General features: G+C 63.1%; 18 protein-coding genes. 13 read left to right on the top strand and 5 right to left on the bottom strand.

Going from position 1 to position 15,551, the window contains the following annotated elements; translation table 11 throughout:
• The first annotated feature begins 5 nt into the window (after positions 1-5).
• From alkB to AC19YY_RS19330, 9 genes are all read left to right on the top strand, one after another.
• On the top strand, positions 6-674 hold the full coding sequence (gene alkB, locus AC19YY_RS19370; RefSeq protein ID WP_172311131.1) for a DNA oxidative demethylase AlkB: 669 nt from the start codon (positions 6-8) through the stop codon (positions 672-674).
• A gap of 87 nt (positions 675-761) precedes the next feature.
• Positions 762-1,838 carry a bifunctional DNA-binding transcriptional regulator/O6-methylguanine-DNA methyltransferase Ada gene (ada, locus tag AC19YY_RS19365; protein ID WP_169955825.1) on the top strand — a complete coding sequence of 359 codons (1,077 nt, stop codon included), beginning with the start codon at positions 762-764 and terminating at the stop codon, positions 1,836-1,838.
• Between the two features lie 83 nt (positions 1,839-1,921).
• On the top strand, positions 1,922-2,986 hold the full coding sequence (locus AC19YY_RS19360) for an NAD(P)H-dependent flavin oxidoreductase (RefSeq protein ID WP_500604685.1): 1,065 nt from the start codon (positions 1,922-1,924) through the stop codon (positions 2,984-2,986).
• 110 nt (positions 2,987-3,096) lie between these two features.
• Complete coding sequence (gene modA, locus AC19YY_RS19355) at positions 3,097-3,864, top strand: molybdate ABC transporter substrate-binding protein (RefSeq protein ID WP_500604684.1); 768 nt, start codon at positions 3,097-3,099, stop codon at positions 3,862-3,864.
• Positions 3,865-4,545 carry a molybdate ABC transporter permease subunit gene (modB, locus tag AC19YY_RS19350; RefSeq protein WP_169955822.1) on the top strand — a complete coding sequence of 227 codons (681 nt, stop codon included), beginning with the start codon at positions 3,865-3,867 and terminating at the stop codon, positions 4,543-4,545. It abuts the gene before it with no gap.
• Positions 4,545-5,630: a molybdenum ABC transporter ATP-binding protein gene (gene modC / locus AC19YY_RS19345; protein WP_500604683.1), complete on the top strand. Its 1,086-nt coding sequence runs from the start codon at positions 4,545-4,547 to the stop codon at positions 5,628-5,630. Before modB ends, modC begins: the two co-directional genes overlap by 1 nt.
• A 64-nt stretch (positions 5,631-5,694) precedes the next feature.
• A complete protein-coding gene (locus AC19YY_RS19340) occupies positions 5,695-6,711 on the top strand; it encodes a DNA topoisomerase IB (protein WP_169955820.1) in 1,017 nt (338 codons plus the stop codon).
• Positions 6,712-6,878: 167 nt separating this feature from the next.
• Positions 6,879-8,513 (top strand): ABC-F family ATP-binding cassette domain-containing protein, encoded by a 1,635-nt coding sequence (locus tag AC19YY_RS19335; RefSeq protein ID WP_500604682.1) that lies wholly within the window; start codon positions 6,879-6,881, stop codon positions 8,511-8,513.
• An 80-nt stretch (positions 8,514-8,593) separates the two neighbouring features.
• Positions 8,594-9,298, top strand: coding sequence for a DUF1275 family protein (locus AC19YY_RS19330; protein ID WP_169955818.1), 705 nt, complete (start codon positions 8,594-8,596; stop codon positions 9,296-9,298).
• Between the two features lie 137 nt (positions 9,299-9,435).
• Here the strand turns inward: AC19YY_RS19330 and AC19YY_RS19325 are convergent, their stop codons facing one another.
• The 5 genes from AC19YY_RS19325 to AC19YY_RS19305 all read right to left on the bottom strand — a co-directional run bounded on the left by AC19YY_RS19325 (position 9,436) and on the right by AC19YY_RS19305 (position 11,974).
• The gene (locus tag AC19YY_RS19325) at positions 9,436-9,789 is read right to left on the bottom strand and encodes a hypothetical protein (protein ID WP_500604681.1); all 354 of its coding nucleotides are present in this window, start codon (positions 9,787-9,789) and stop codon (positions 9,436-9,438) included.
• Positions 9,790-9,828: 39 nt separating this feature from the next.
• The gene (locus tag AC19YY_RS19320; RefSeq protein WP_169955816.1) at positions 9,829-10,140 is read right to left on the bottom strand and encodes an AzlD domain-containing protein; all 312 of its coding nucleotides are present in this window, start codon (positions 10,138-10,140) and stop codon (positions 9,829-9,831) included.
• Positions 10,137-10,832 (bottom strand): AzlC family ABC transporter permease, encoded by a 696-nt coding sequence (locus AC19YY_RS19315; RefSeq protein ID WP_057440118.1) that lies wholly within the window; start codon positions 10,830-10,832, stop codon positions 10,137-10,139. The genes AC19YY_RS19320 and AC19YY_RS19315 overlap by 4 nt, the downstream gene beginning before the upstream one ends.
• A 114-nt stretch (positions 10,833-10,946) precedes the next feature.
• The gene (locus AC19YY_RS19310) at positions 10,947-11,642 is read right to left on the bottom strand and encodes an alpha/beta hydrolase (protein ID WP_500604680.1); all 696 of its coding nucleotides are present in this window, start codon (positions 11,640-11,642) and stop codon (positions 10,947-10,949) included.
• 116 nt (positions 11,643-11,758) lie between these two features.
• The gene (locus AC19YY_RS19305) at positions 11,759-11,974 is read right to left on the bottom strand and encodes a hypothetical protein (protein WP_003212603.1); all 216 of its coding nucleotides are present in this window, start codon (positions 11,972-11,974) and stop codon (positions 11,759-11,761) included.
• A 140-nt stretch (positions 11,975-12,114) separates the two neighbouring features.
• Here AC19YY_RS19305 and AC19YY_RS19300 point away from each other — a divergent pair, with 140 nt between their 5' ends.
• The 4 genes from AC19YY_RS19300 (at position 12,115) to AC19YY_RS19285 (ending at position 15,512) form a co-directional block, all read left to right on the top strand.
• Complete coding sequence (locus tag AC19YY_RS19300) at positions 12,115-13,398, top strand: arsenic transporter (RefSeq protein WP_170058054.1); 1,284 nt, start codon at positions 12,115-12,117, stop codon at positions 13,396-13,398.
• A 42-nt stretch (positions 13,399-13,440) separates the two neighbouring features.
• A complete protein-coding gene (locus AC19YY_RS19295; RefSeq protein WP_500604679.1) occupies positions 13,441-14,268 on the top strand; it encodes an AraC family transcriptional regulator in 828 nt (275 codons plus the stop codon).
• Between the two features lie 38 nt (positions 14,269-14,306).
• Positions 14,307-14,918, top strand: coding sequence for a LysE family transporter (locus AC19YY_RS19290; protein WP_500604678.1), 612 nt, complete (start codon positions 14,307-14,309; stop codon positions 14,916-14,918).
• Positions 14,919-15,227: 309 nt separating this feature from the next.
• Positions 15,228-15,512, top strand: coding sequence for a hypothetical protein (locus tag AC19YY_RS19285; protein ID WP_170058051.1), 285 nt, complete (start codon positions 15,228-15,230; stop codon positions 15,510-15,512).
• Positions 15,513-15,551 lie beyond the last annotated feature (39 nt).

The following is a 15,551-nucleotide window of genomic DNA, read 5'->3' as shown; positions in this document are numbered from 1 at the left end:
TGATTGTGCAACCTGATTCCACGGGCGACCTGTTCAGCGACGAGGCCTTGCAACAACCGGCCCGTCGCGAGCAAATCGGCGAACAATCCTACGTCCTAAGGGGCTATGCCCTGCCCTGGCTTGAGCGTGTATTGCCCGAGCTTCGTGCCGTCCTCGCCCAGTCACCGTTCCGGCAGATGGTCACCCCCGGTGGCTTTACCATGTCGGCGGCCCTGAGCAGTTGCGGCGAACTGGGCTGGACCACCGACCGCCAGGGCTATCGCTACAGCCCTCTGGACCCCGAGCGCCAACAACCCTGGCCGAGCATGCCGGCCGTGCTACGTGAACTGGCGATCGACGCGGCCAGGGCTGCCGGCTTCGACGGCTTTGCACCCGACGCCTGCCTGATCAACCGCTATGTACCCGGCGCCAGAATGTCCCTGCATCAAGACAAGAACGAGCGCGACTACAGCGCCCCGGTGGTCTCGTTGTCCCTGGGGCTGGCGGCGGTGTTTCTGTTTGGCGGCCATCAGCGCAGTGACAAGACACAGAAGATCTCGCTGTTCCATGGCGACGTAGCGGTCTGGGGCGGCGTCGATCGCCTGCGCTTTCATGGGGTGCTGCCGATCAAGGAAGGCGTGCACCCGCGCATGGGGCCGCAACGGATCAACCTGACGTTTCGCAGGGCCGGCTGACCCCGGTGAATTCCACCGCAAGCAACGGAGTGCCCGGGCGCCCCCGGTTTATTATCCTGGCCACTGATCCATTGCCGAGCTATTGCCATGAGCACTGAAGATGATCTGCGCTGGGCAGCCATTGTCGCCCGCGACGCCACGGCCGACCTGACCTTCGTCTACGGGGTCAAGACCACCGGCGTGTATTGCCGCCCCAGCAGCAGCGCACGTCAGCCACTGCGCAAGAATGTCGAGTTTTTCGACACACCGCAGCAAGCCGAAGCCGCCGGGTACCGCCCCAACAAACGCACCTCGGCCGACCAGACCCAGGTTGCGCAACGCCATGCGCACCTGATTGCCGCCGCCTGCCGTCATATCGAACAGGCCCAGACCCTGCCCGCCCTGGAAGACCTGGCCAACGGCGCCGGCTTGAGCCCGTTCCACTTCCACCGCGTGTTCAAGACCCTGACCGGGCTGACACCCCGGGGCTATGCCCGCGCCCATCGCTCACGCAAGGTCAGGGCGCACCTGCAGGACAGCCAGTCGGTGACCGATGCGCTGTACGACGCGGGTTTCAACTCCAACAGCCGCTTCTACGCGTCAGCCGACCAGTTGCTCGGCATGAAGCCCAGCGACTACAAAGCCGGTGGCATCCATAACGATATTCACTTTGCCGTCGGCGAGTGTTCCCTGGGGGCGATTCTGGTGGCGCAGAGCAATCGCGGGGTCTGCGCGATCCTCCTGGGTGACGACCCGGACCAACTGGCGCGCGACCTGCAAGACCAGTTCCCGCAGGCCAATGTGATCGGTGCCGACCCCGGCTTTGAACAGTTGATTGCCCAGGTGGTGGGGTTTATCGAGGCGCCTGCCCTGGGCCTGAACCTGCCCCTGGACCTGCGCGGCACCGCCTTCCAGGAGCGGGTCTGGCAGGCACTGCGGGAAATCCCGGTGGGCAGCACCGCCAGCTACGCCGAGATTGCCAAGCGCATCGGCGCACCCAGCGCCTTTCGCGCCGTTGCCCAGGCGTGCGGCGCCAACAGCCTGGCCGTGGCGATTCCCTGCCACCGCGTGGTACGCAGCGATGGCCATCTATCGGGTTACCGTTGGGGCGTGGAGCGCAAACAGCTGTTGCTCCAGCGCGAACGCCACACCCCGCATGAACCACAGCCGGCGTCCAGTGAATAATACAGACTGGCCTTGCCCCGGCCGGCCCTGTTAAAAGGGCCGGGCAGCCCTTCCTGAGCGTTCCATCATTGGAGAAGCGATCCATGAGCACCTGGCCAGACACCCGCATTCTCGACCTGCTGGGCATTGAATTGCCGATCATCCAGGCGCCCATGGCGGGCAGCACCAGCCCCGAGATGGTGATCGCCGCGAGCCAGGCCGGGGCGCTGGGCTCGATGCCCACGGCCACACTCAGCATCGAGCAACTGCGCCAGGCGTTGACCACCATTGCCCAGGCCAGCGCCCGCCCCTTGAACGTCAACTTCTTCTGCCACCGGCCACCGGCCCCCAACCCCGAGCGGGATCGCCAGTGGAAGGATTTGCTGGAGCCCTACTACCGTGAGCTGGCTGCAGATTTTGACGCGCCCACCCCGCTCTCCAACCGCGCACCGTTCGACAATGCCAGCTGCGAGGTGGTGGAAGAATTCCGCCCGGAAGTCGTCAGCTTCCACTTTGGCCTGCCGGAAAAAGCGCTGCTGGACCGGGTCAAGGCCACCGGGGCAAAAGTGCTGTCGTCCGCCACCACCGTCGAGGAGGCGATCTGGCTGGAGCAGCACGGCTGCGATGCAATCATCGCCATGGGGTATGAGGCCGGGGGGCATCGCGGGATGTTTCTCAGCGACCGCCTCACCAGCCAGATCGGCACAATGGCCCTGGTGCCGCAGATCGTCGATGCAGTCAGCGTGCCGGTAATCGCCGCCGGCGGGATTGGCGATGCGCGGGGCATGGTTGCCGCGTTCGCCCTCGGCGCCTCGGCGGTGCAGATCGGCACGGCCTATCTGTTCACGCCCGAAGCCACTATCACCCCCGCCCACCATCAGGCATTGCACAGCGCCCAGGCCAGCGAAACGGCACTGACCAACCTGTTCACCGGCCGCCCGGCGCGGGGGATCATCAATCGCGTGATGCGCGAGCTTGGGCCAATCAATCCCACCGCCCCGGCGTTTCCCTTGGCCGGTGGTGCATTGCTGCCGTTGCGCGCCCTGGATGCAGCGGACTTCAGCAGCCTGTGGGCCGGCCAGGCGCTGCGCCTGGGGCAAGACCTGTCCACCCGCGAGCTGACCCTGAGCCTGGCCCGCCAGGCGCTGGCGCAACTCAACAAGGGCTAGACCCCTGAGACAACTTTGCACTGTACCGACGATGGCGAACCGCTATATATTCCCATACATAGCGATTAACTATAACAAGCCGCCACGTCGGCACCCCAAGGAGCTGCTTCATGATGATTCGCGCCCAACGCCTGGCCCCCACCGGCCTGGCCACCCTGATCGCCCTCTTTACCTTGGGCACAGCCCACGCCGATGAAGTGCAAGTGGCCGTCGCCGCCAACTTCACCGCGCCGATCCAGGCGATCGCCGCCGACTTCGAAAAAGACACCGGGCACAAACTGGTCGCCGCCTACGGGGCCACCGGGCAGTTCTATACCCAGATCAAGAACGGCGCGCCGTTTGAAGTGTTCCTCAGCGCCGACGACACCACCCCGCAAAAGCTCGAAAGCGAAGGCGACACCGTCAAGGGCTCGCGCTTCACCTATGCCGTGGGCACCCTGGCGCTGTGGTCGGCCAAGGAAGGTTATGTGGATGCCAAGGGCGCGGTGCTGCAAAAAAATGAATACCAGCACCTGTCCATCGCCAACCCGAAAGCCGCACCCTACGGCCTCGCGGCTACCCAGGTCCTGGCCAAGCTGGGCCTGACCGACAAGGTCAAGAGCAAGCTGGTCGAAGGCCAGAACATCACCCAGGCCTATCAGTTTGTGTCCACCGGCAATGCCGAGTTGGGCTTTGTCGCCTTGTCGCAAATCTTTAAAGACGGCAAAGTCAGCAGCGGCTCGGCGTGGATTGTGCCGGGCGAGATGCATGACCCAATCAAACAGGACGCGGTGATCCTCAACAAAGGCAAGGACAACCCGGCCGCCAAGGCACTGGTTGACTACCTCAAGGGGCCGAAAGCCGCTGCCGTTATCAAATCCTACGGTTATCAACTGTAAATGCCACTATCGAGTGCCGATTTTTCCGCGATCTGGCTGACCCTGAAACTGGCGTCGCTGACCACCGTGATTCTGCTGATCATCGGCACTCCCATCGCCCTGTGGCTGTCGCACACCCGTTCCTGGTGGCGCGGGCCGATTGGCGCGGTGGTCGCCCTGCCCCTGGTGCTGCCGCCGACGGTGATTGGCTTCTACCTGCTGCTGACCATGGGTCCCCATGGCTACCTCGGGCAGTTCACCCAATGGCTGGGCCTGGGCACCCTGACGTTCAGCTTCGCCGGCCTGGTGATTGGCTCGGTGATCTATTCCATGCCGTTTGTAGTGCAACCGTTGCAAAACGCGTTCTCGGCCATCGGCAGCCGTCCCCTGGAAGTTGCCGCGACGTTGCGGGCCAATCCCTGGGATACATTTTTCACGGTGATCCTGCCGCTGGCCCGCCCCGGCTTTATCACCGCGTCGATCCTCGGCTTCGCCCATACCGTGGGCGAGTTTGGCGTGGTGCTGATGATCGGCGGCAATATCCCCGACAAGACCCGCGTGGTCTCGGTGCAGATCTACGACCACGTCGAAGCCATGGAATACGCCCAAGCCCACTGGCTGGCCGGGGCCATGGTGGTGTTTTCTTTCCTGGTGTTGCTGGCGCTCTACTCCAGCCGTAAAACCAAAGCGGGTTGGAGCTGATGTCAATGATCGAGGTGCGCCTGCAACTGCACTACTCCGGATTTGCCCTGGACGTGGACCTCAAGCTGCCAGGGCGCGGCGTCACCGCGCTCTACGGGCATTCGGGTTCGGGCAAGACCACGTGCCTGCGCTGCATTGCCGGGCTGGAACGGGCCGGCGATGGATTTGTGCAAATCAACGATCAGGTCTGGCAAGACAGCCGCAACGGCGTGTTTATGCCGCCGCACAAGCGCGCCCTGGGTTATGTGTTTCAAGAAGCCAGCCTGTTTCCCCACCTGTCGGTGCTGGCCAACCTGGAGTTCGGCCTCAAGCGGATCCCCAAGGCCCAGCGTCGCGTGGACATGGCCCACGCCACGCACTTGCTGGGGATCGGCCACCTGCTGGATCGCCACCCCCAGCATTTGTCCGGCGGTGAGCGCCAACGCGTAGGCATCGCCCGCGCCCTGCTCACCAGCCCGCAGCTATTGCTGATGGACGAACCCCTGGCCGCCCTCGACAGCCAGCGTAAAGGCGAGATCCTGCCCTACCTGGAACGCCTGCACGATCAACTGGAAATCCCGGTGCTGTACGTCAGCCATGCCCAGGATGAAGTGGCGCGCCTGGCCGATCACATTGTCCTGCTCAGTGAGGGCAAGGCCCTGGCCAGCGGGCCGATTGGCGAGACCCTGGCGCGGCTCGACCTGCCGCTGGCCCTGGGCGACGATGCCGGCGTGGTGATCAACGGCACGGTCAGCGAGCATGACGCCCATTACCAACTGCTGACCCTGCAATTGCCCGACAGCCCACTGCAAATGCGCGTGGCCCACGCGCCGCTGGAGCTGGGCAAACACTTGCGGTTCAAGGTGCAGGCCCGGGACGTGAGCCTCAGCCTGCAACCTGGGGAGCACAGCAGTATCCTCAATTGCTTGCCCGTGACCGTGACCCAGGAGATCCCTGCCGATAACAGTGCGCATGTGCTGGTACGGCTCGACGCGGCGGGTACGCCGCTGCTGGCGCGCATCACCCGTTATTCCCGGGACCAGTTGCAAGTGCATCCCGGCCAGGCGTTATGGGCACAGATCAAGGCGGTCGCCGTACTGGCTTGAACGCACGGCCCGGTGCTGCGGTCAATCAGGCATACCGGCCTGATTTGTTGCCAAGGACTCTGCCATGCCCGACTCCACCCTGCCCGTCGACCTGCCCCGTGACCTGCACTACGTTGACGACAGTCAGCCGGGCCTGAGCCGCCGCAAACTGCGGGGCAAGTTCCAGTACTTCCAGAGCGACGGCCAGCGCATCAGCGACGCCGACGAAATCCAGCGCATCAACGCCCTGGCCATCCCGCCGGCCTATACCGATGTGTGGATCTGCGCCGACCCCAAGGGCCATCTACAGGCCACCGGCCGCGATGCCCGTGGTCGCAAGCAATACCGTTATCACCCACGCTGGCGTGAAGTGCGCGACAGCGACAAGTATTCGCGCCTGCAGCAGTTCGGCAACGCGCTGCCCAAATTGCGCAAGCAGCTACAAGCGCAAATCGATGCGCCGGGTTTCAACCGCGAGAAGGTCCTGGCCACCGTCGTGCTGTTGCTCGATGCCACGCTGATCCGCGTCGGCAACAGCCAATACGCCCGCGATAACCGCTCCTATGGCCTGACCACCCTGCGTACCCGCCACGTGGATATCAAGGGCAGCGAAATCCAGTTCCAGTTCCGTGGCAAGAGCGGCGTCGAGCACCAGGTCAGTATCAAGGACCGGCGCCTGGCCACCGTGCTCAAGCGCTGCCTGGAGTTGCCGGGGCAGAACCTGTTCCAGTACCTGGACGAGAACGGCGAGCGGCATACCGTCAGCTCCACCGACGTCAACGCCTACCTGCACAGCCTCACCGGCGCCGACTTTACCGCCAAGGACTACCGCACCTGGGCCGGCAGTGCCCTGGCCCTGGCCGTGTTGCGCGAACTGGCATGGCAACCGGAGTCGGATGCAAAGCGGCATGTGGTGGAGATGGTCAAGAATGTCGCCCGGCAACTGGGCAATACCCCGGCGGTGTGCCGCAAATGCTACATCCACCCGGCCGTGCTGGAGCACTTCAGCCTGGGCGGCCTGGCGAAACTGCCCAGGCCCAGGGTGCGCAAGGGCTTGAAAGCCGAAGAAGTGGGGTTGGCGATGTTTCTTGAGCAACTGTAGGCACTGACACCACCGATGTAGGAAAAATGACTGAACTGCGCTAGGCTACCGATCCCTCCCGACTGCAGGACGACCGCCGACGTGAACAACTAAGCCTTCCAACATGTAAACGCAACGAGCCGCCTGGCGCGCTTGTTGGCTTGTGCCACATTGTTCTGGAGGTGCTGATGACTGACGTCAACCGGCTGCCTGTACTTGTTTCCTTGCATCACCTGGGTTTTCAGTTCGCCGATGGCGAGACTTTGCTGGAAGACCTCAACCTGTCCATCGATTGCACCCCGACCGGGATTGTCGGCCGTAATGGCATGGGCAAGAGTGTGTTGGCGCGCCTGCTGGCCGGCGTGCTTGAACCATCCCATGGGGTTATTAAATCCTCGGCGCGTATCGCCTATGTCCCACAAAGCATTGAGCTGTTACCGGGGCAGACTGTGGCCCAGGTCTGCGGTTGCGCGCCTATTCTGGCGGCACTTGAGCGCCTGGCCGCGGGCCGCGCGCAGGCCGACGACCTGGAACTGATCGATGATCGCTGGGACCTGGCCGAACGCCTGCGCCAGGCCCTGGACGGCGCCGGTCTGGCCGAGATCGACCCCGATCAGCCCGCCGGCCAACTCAGCGGTGGACAACTGGCCAGGATCGCCCTGATTGGTGGCCTGCTGGGCGCGCCGCAGTTGCTGATCCTCGACGAACCCACCAACCACCTCGACAGTGCCGGCCGCGATTGGCTGCTGGCGACCCTTGGCGCCTGGCGCGGCGGCCTGGTGGTGGTCAGCCACGACCGACGCCTGCTCAATACCCTGGGGCGGATCATCGAACTGTCGCCCCTCGGGGCCCGGCTCTATGGCGGCAACTACGATGACTATCGGGCGCAGCGTGATGCCGAGCAACAGGCCGCTCAGGCCGCCCTGGAACATGCCCGGCTGGATCGGCGGCGCGAGCACCAGCGCCTGAAAAAGGCTATCGACAGTTTCCAGCGCCAAGCCGCCAGTGCCCGTAAACATGCAGAGACCGCCAATGTCGATGCCTTCACCAAATCCCGCTGGAAAGGCGCCGCCAATGAAATCGTCAGCAACGTGCGCAGCGCCCATGTGCAGCACAAGCAGGCCCTGAACGAACGCGTGCGCACGGCCCACGAACGGGTGGTGGACGAAACGCCGACCTTCCTTGCCTTGCCCGGCACACCCCTGCCGGCTGGCCGCCAAGTGCTAACCCTGATCGACTGCCAGTTGCCCTGGCTCGATCCCCGCGCGCCGAGCACCTTGATCAACGCGAGCCTGTGCGGGCCGGTCCGGGTTGCGGTCCACGGGCCCAATGGCTGCGGCAAGTCCACCCTGCTCAAGCTGCTGGCGGGGCATTGGCAACCTGTCAGCGGCGCATGCACGGTTCATGTACCCAGCGCCTATCTCGACCAGCACTTGACCCTGCTCGATGACCAGCAGTCGATCGTCGAGCAACTGAAATTGATGGACACGCCACTGGCCGAAGCCGAACTGCGCACCCGTCTGGCGCTGTTGCAACTGGATGCATGGCGCGTCACCCAGCCCATCGGCCAGCTCAGCGGTGGCGAGCGCTTGAAGGCTGCCATGGCGATAGCCTTATGGCGCAAGGTTCCCGCGCAATTGCTGCTCCTGGATGAGCCGACCAACCATCTGGACCTGGAGTCGGTGATGGCCTTCGAACAGGCTTTACAGGGATTTACCGGGGCGCTGATTGCGGTCTCCCATGACGCAGCGTTTCTCAAGGCACTGGCGCCGACTCACGTTCTGAGCTGGGACGTCATGGGCTGGCGCTTGGAAGTGAACTGAAGGATGTGCCAAGTCATTGCAGTCAACCGGAAAGCGTCCTACGGTAGTGGCCGGATAATCTCATAGAGGAACCTCTCGCCGTGCTGCCCTCTTCCCCTAAGCCCATGGTCAATACTGCCTTGCAGCACCAGCACAAATGGCGGGGGCGCATCGGCCTGACGCTGGTGGCCAGCCTTTCGGTGCTGGCCGGCATGACCGACGCCATCGGTTTCATGGCCAGTGGCGATTTTGTCTCGTTCATGAGCGGCAATACCACGCGGCTGGCGGTGGCAATCAGTGAGGGTGACCTGGGGCTGACCGGGCGCCTCACCCTGTTGGTGGCAACCTTCATCCTGGGCAACGCGCTGGGGGTGATCATCAGCCGCGTGAGCAAGCGCCATGCGCTGCCGTTGTTGCTGTGTATTGCCACGCTATTGTGCGGCGCCGCGGCGTGGCCGATGGCCGAGCAGTTGCCGGCAGTACTGGCTGCGATCATTGCCATGGGCATGCTCAATGCGGCGGTGGAACAGGTCAATGGCTTGCCCGTGGGGCTGACTTACGTGACCGGCGCGTTGTCGCGTTTCGGTCGCGGCCTGGGGCGCTGGATGCTGGGGGAGCGCCGCAATGGCTGGCGCGTGCAGTTGATTCCCTGGGCCGGGATGTTTGTCGGCGCGGTGATCGGTGCTGTGCTGGAGCACCAGATGGGGATCCGGGCACTGTTGGTCAGCGGCCTGCTGTCGGCGCTGCTGGGCCTGGTGTCGCTGAAGATTCCGCGGCGCTGGCACCTGGGCTATATGCCACGTTGAAAAGGTGCTTGCCCGACATTTAGGCCTCGACATCCATGTACTGGTAAAGAGCCATCATGTCGGGCAAGCGCTGGCATTTTAAGACAAAGCCGGCGCAGTGTCCGCTGGGCATTTCTGAAGATTTCTAAAGAAACAACCTACAGGCAGGTCGCCAAGGCGGCCAGACGGCGCTTGGCGGCCCAACTGTCCTGCACCGCGTAGTAACTGACCGTGGTGCTGGTACCGGCGCTGCGCACATCGACAAAGTAGTCACCGCCCGTGGTGTACACCGTATGGCCACCGCCTTGCGCAGGCTCCATGAAGCCGCCGGCGTCGACGCCGAATACCGCCTCGTCCTGCCAGCCAAACTGGATGCATTGGGCTACGACCAGGGCCGCCTTATCAGACGCCAGGGTTTTATAGGGCGCGCCAGCGCGTGCGTCTTTCATCTTCGAACCTGCGCAACCGGCCAGCGCCGCCAGGACCAACGCACCTATCACCACCTTCCGCATGCCATCGCTTCCTTGAAAAAAACGCGACTGTACCACTGCCTACAACAACCAGCGAAACAGATAGAACAGCGCCATGCTCAACAGCACCGTGGTCAACACGCTGCGGGTCCAGAACATCAGGGCCACCGCACAGATCCCGGCCAGCAGGTAGGGGTTGGTGGGGCTCAGGTTGAGCTTGTGCTCGGCGAGGAAAATGATCGGCCCGCAAATCGCCGTCAACATGCCGGGTACCGCAAACCCGAGAAACTCCCGGGCGCCGCGGTTCAGGCGCACCGGCAAGCGCGGTTCAAGAAACAGATAACGGTTGAAAAACACCGCCAGGCCCATGCCGATAATCATCACAAAAATCATCGCTGCCCCACTCCCAAGCGTTTGCAGGCATACCCTGCGCTCATCCCCAACAACCCCGACACCACCACCGCCGACTCCCAGTGCCAGTAGCTGAGCAGCACCGAAAACAGCAGGGCCACTGCCACGCACACCACCGTCGGCACATCACGCACAACCGGGGTGATCAAGGCGATGAAGGTCGCGGCGATGGAGAACTCCAGGCCCAGTTGATCGAGGTTGGGGATGCTCTTGCCGAGCACGATGCCGGCCAGGGTGAACAGGTTCCAGGCCACGTAGAACGTCAGGCCCACGCCCAGGGCATACCAGCGGTTAAAGGTCTGGCGGTCGTATTGGCTGACCAGGGCGAAGAATTCGTCGGTCAGCAAAAAGCCCAGGCTCATGCGCCAGCGCGCCGGCAAGGGCGACAGGGTGCTACGCATATGCATGCCATACAGCAAGTGCTGGGAGGTCAGCAGCAAGGTGGTGAGCAAAATGGCGATCAGGCTCGCGCCGCTCTTGACCATGCCAATCGCCACCAACTGTGCGGCACCGGCAAACACAATGGCCGACAGGCCCTGGCTTTCCAGCGGGGTGAATTGGGCGTCAATCGCCAGGGAACCGGCGAGCAGGCCCCACGGGGCGCACGCCAACGACAGGGGAATAATCGCAATCGCGCCACGGGCGAAGGCGTAATGCGGCAAGGCAGTAGGCATGGACAACAGGCTCATCGACAGACAGTCGGCAAGCATGGCAGCGCCAAACAGGATTGTCTTGAACGATCTTGCAGGCAACACCCCGACGCCAGGAAGGAATGTTGCCTGCCTGATTTATGGCTGCAGGGCCGTGGCGGCCTTGTCGATAAATGCCGCCACTTCGCCTGCCCTTGAGGCCAGCGAGGCGTGACTGGCGTCCAGCGTGAGAATCTCCCGGGGCTTGATGCGCTCGGCCATGCGTACCTGGTTATCGGGGTGAATCATGTGGTCCTGGGTGGACACCTGATACCACGACGGCTTGTTCTTCCAGGCCGGATTGCTCACTTCATCGCCAAAGGTACTGGCCAGGGGCGCCTTCTGCGTAATTCCCAGCACGTCGCCCTCTGACTGCGGCAAGTCCTGGCAGAAGCTCTGATGGAACAACTCGGGCTTGACCCACAGGTAGCCATCGCTGTCCGGCACCAGGTTGGCGGCGGCCTCGGGCAGGTGTTGCTGGGTGATTGCGCCGGGACTTTCCCCCGCATCCGGGGCAAACGCGGCAATAAACACCAGGCCCTGGACGTTGGGCTCGTTGCCTGCCTGGGAAATGACCGAGCCCCCATAGGAATGCCCGACCAACAACACCGGCCCCTTGATCTGGGCCACCATCTTGCGTGTGCGTTCGGCGTCGTCGGCCAATGAAGTCAGGGGAATTTCCACCGCGTGCAAGTCGCGATAGCCCTTTTTCTGCAGTTCGACGATCACTCGGCTCCAATGGGCTGCGCCGCCCCAAAAGCCGTGTACCAGGACAATTGCCGGTTTTTCACTCATTCGATGACTTCCTGTGGATTGAGCATGGGGTCTTGCGGACAGCCGCGACCATGCCCAGTGTCAGCGCAGCCGGCTCGATCGTCACCCCCCAATCGCCGAACGGCTACGTGCCATTATCAGGCCAGCTTGACCGACACCCGCTCTACCGCATCCCGGGCCTCACGCAGTTCATGGGCATCCTGGTTAAGGCGGTGAATGGTGTTGAGCAGGCGCTGACGCAGCACTTCATCGCTGAGTTTTTCGACGGCGCGCATCAAGTCAAAAGCCGCGGTTTCGTTGTTGTCCGCGACAGAATCGAGGGTCTTGCGCAGGTTGCGAGTGGCACGGGTCACACCGTTACTTCCTTTATCACCAATGGCGGGCACTTTAGGACAGTTGTGTTTCATTTTAATTTCAACCACTTGGCACAGAACCTCGGTACCTTGTCACAGGTCAATCAAACGTCGAATCCCCCCCCACAGAGAATGCCTTGATGCTTGCTGCCCTCGCCATCTTCCTGTTCACCATTGTCCTGGTCATCTGGCAACCCAAGGGTCTTGGCGTAGGCTGGAGTGCAACCATGGGCGCGATCCTCGCCCTGGCCTGTGGCGTGATCAGCCTGGCGGATATCCCGGTGGTGTGGCAGATCATCTGGAACGCCACCGGCACCTTCGTCGCCCTGATCATCATCAGCCTGATCCTTGACGAGGCCGGCTTTTTTGCCTGGGCCGCGTTGCATGTGGCGCGCTGGGGACGGGGCCGGGGCCGCCGGCTGTTTGCTTATATGGTGCTGCTGGGGGCGCTGGTCTCGGCGCTGTTCGCCAATGACGGGGCGGCCCTGATCCTCACGCCGATTGTCATGTCGATGCTCCTGGCCCTGCGCTTCTCACCCGCTGCTACCCTGGCCTTCGTGATGGGTGCAGGGTTTATCGCCGACACCGCCAGCCTGCCGCTGGTGGTCTCCAACCTGGTGAATATCGTTTCGGCAGACTATTTCAACATCGGCTTCAACCAGTACGCAGCGGTGATGGTGCCGGTCAACCTGGTCAGCGTCGCCGCGACCCTGGCGGTGCTGCTGTGGTTCTTCCGGCGCGATATCCCGCACAGTTATGACCCCGCCGACCTGCCCGAGCCGGCCAGCGCGATTCATGACCCGGCAACCTTCCACGCCGCCTGGTGGGTGCTGGGCATCCTGCTGGTCGGCTGCTTTGCCCTCGAGCCCCTGGGCATTCCCATCAGTGCCATCTCGGCCGCCTGCGCCCTGCTCCTGCTGGTGATCGCCGCCAAAGGCCACAAGATCTCCACGCGCAAGGTACTCAAGGAAGCGCCCTGGCAGATCGTGATTTTTTCCCTGGGCATGTACCTGGTGGTGTACGGCCTGCGCAATGCCGGGCTGACCACGTACCTGGCCACCTGGCTCGACGCCTTCGCCAATTACGGCGTGTGGGGCGCCGCCCTGGGCACCGGCTTGCTGACGGCGCTGCTGTCTTCGGTGATGAACAACCTGCCGACGGTGCTGATCGGCGCGCTGTCGATCGAGACCAGCCATGCCGTGGGCGTGGTCAAGGAGGCAATGATCTACGCCAATGTGATCGGCAGCGACCTGGGGCCTAAAATCACGCCCATTGGGAGCCTGGCAACCTTGCTCTGGCTGCATATCCTGGCGCGCAAGGGCATCCGGATCACCTGGGGCTATTACTTCAAGGTCGGCATCGTGCTGACGCTGCCGGTGCTGCTGGCCACCCTGGCCGCGCTGGCCCTGCGCCTGAGTATCTAAACAGGTATGCTTTGCCGCACCCGCCGCCACTGAGCCCACCCCATGAGTTCCCCGCACCACGCCTGGCTGGGCCATTACGAAATCAGCAGCACCACCTGCAGCGGCCTGACGTTTGCCCGCCATAGCCACGACGAATGCGTGATTGGCGTCAACCTGGTGGGCGCCGAACAGGTGTGGCTGGACCGCCGCACTTTCGAGGCAGGGCCCGGCAGTATCACCCTGTACAACCCTGGCCAGATCCAGGGCGGCGGTGCGGCCGAGGGGGCGCCCTGGCACTTTGTCAGCCTGTACGCCGGTGCCGATTGCCTGGCCGACGACCTGGGGCTGGCGCACCTGGAGTTTGATCGCGCGCTGTGTTTTGCCCCTGCCCTGGCGGCGCAACTGGCGCACGCCGCCAAGGGCGCGCTGAGCGCCGACCCGCTGCTGCGGGGGCTGAACGAAGATGCCCTGGTGGTGCTGCTGGGCGAGGTGGTCAAGCTCAGTGGTGTGCGCCTGCCGGATGGCGCCAGCGCCGGGTCACGGCTCGTCGCCCAGGCCCAGGAGTTACTCGCCGCGCAGTTGCATCAGGGTGTGGCACTGGACGCCCTGGGTGACGAGTTGGGCCTGTCGAAATTCCACGTATTGCGCACCTTCCAGAAAGAAACCGGCCTGAGCCCCCGCCAGTGGGCCATGCAACTGCGTACCCGCCGCGCGAAAGGCTTACTGCGCAGCGGCCTGAGCGCCGCCGAGGTTGCCCATGACCTGGGCTTTGCCGACCAGAGCCATCTCAACCGGCACTTCCGTGCGGCGTACGGAATTACCCCTGGCCGCTATCAGAGCGCAATCTGGTCCAAGACCCCTGCGTGCCCCCAGCCTCAGACTGACCTGTAGGAGCCGGCTTGCCGGCGATGGCATTTATGGGGATGGCGATGTTGACGATCTTTTTTTGCGCACTGGTATTCGGCTTTGTGTTTTGCCTGTCCCCTGGCGCGGTGCTGGCGGAAACCCTGCGCCGCGGCCTGTTGCATGGGTTCACCCCAGCGTTGCTGGTGCAAATAGGCTCGCTGGTAGGCGATGCGACCTGGGCGGTATTCGGCCTGACCGGCATGGCCCTGCTGATCCAGCACGAAGCGGTACGTGTGCCGCTGACCGCCGTTTGCGCGCTGTACCTGGCCTGGCTCGGCCTGCGCAGCCTGCAAGATGCCTGGCAGTTGCCGCAACCCGACAGCGCACCCCCCAGCACCGGGCGCAATGCGCTGATGGTGGGGGCCGCCATCTCGTTGGCCAACCCCAAGAACATCGTGTATTGGGGCGCCCTGGGCAGTGCCTTGTCAGGCATCGTCGGCGCCACGCCGAGTCATGGCCAGACCCTGGTGTTCTTCGCCGGTTTTATGCTGGCCTCGATCCTGTCGTGTTTTTTGATTGCAGGCTTGGTCAATGTCTTGCGAAAGAACGCCTCGGCAACTTGGCAGCGAGTCAGTCATGGTGCCTGCGGCTTAGTACTGATTTATCTCGCATTATTGGCCGCATATAGTCTATGAACTTATATAGCCAATCAGGCCAATCTGAATAAAGTCTGAACGAACAACAAACAAGTTCATTACAGATTGACATCCCCTGCCTGCCTGAGTAAATTGCCCGTGCCTGCAACTAGGGCCTTTTTTTCAACCTCACAAAAGAAGCCAATGGACACAGTATCTAGTCGCTGTCCGCTCCCCGTGAATACAGGGGTCGGGCGCCAAACCCAGAGTAATGACGGGACTCGCCTTCCAGGCCGGGTAAGCTGCGCTAGAGCTTGATGCTCCAACGTAACTGCCTTGAGCCGGCGCAGTCCGGTCCCGAGGTGTGTTATGAATTTCCAGACCCTTGTTCTACCTGATGTACGCACGCTGGCCTCAGCCCTGCGTGCCAAGCTGTGCCGTGCTTCCATGGGCGTTGCCCCGGTGCGCCTGGCCTTGGCTTCCCCCTCCCCGCGTATCAATGTGCAACACCTGCAGGCGCACTGGCGCCTGTGCCCCACCACCGGCCATCTGGTCCAGCATTGGGACCATGCCGACCCTCAAGATCCGCAGAGACGGAACGTTTCCAGCCGGCTTGCCCAAGTGCGCCTGAGCCTGAGCGCGCGCGCGGCATAAGCCGACTGGAAACAGCAACTTCCTGATTATTGGTCAATT

Source organism: Pseudomonas sp. MF09156, assembly GCF_059862305.1.
Note: the sequence above shows the minus strand (reverse complement) of the source record. Positions and strands in the feature narration are given on the sequence as shown.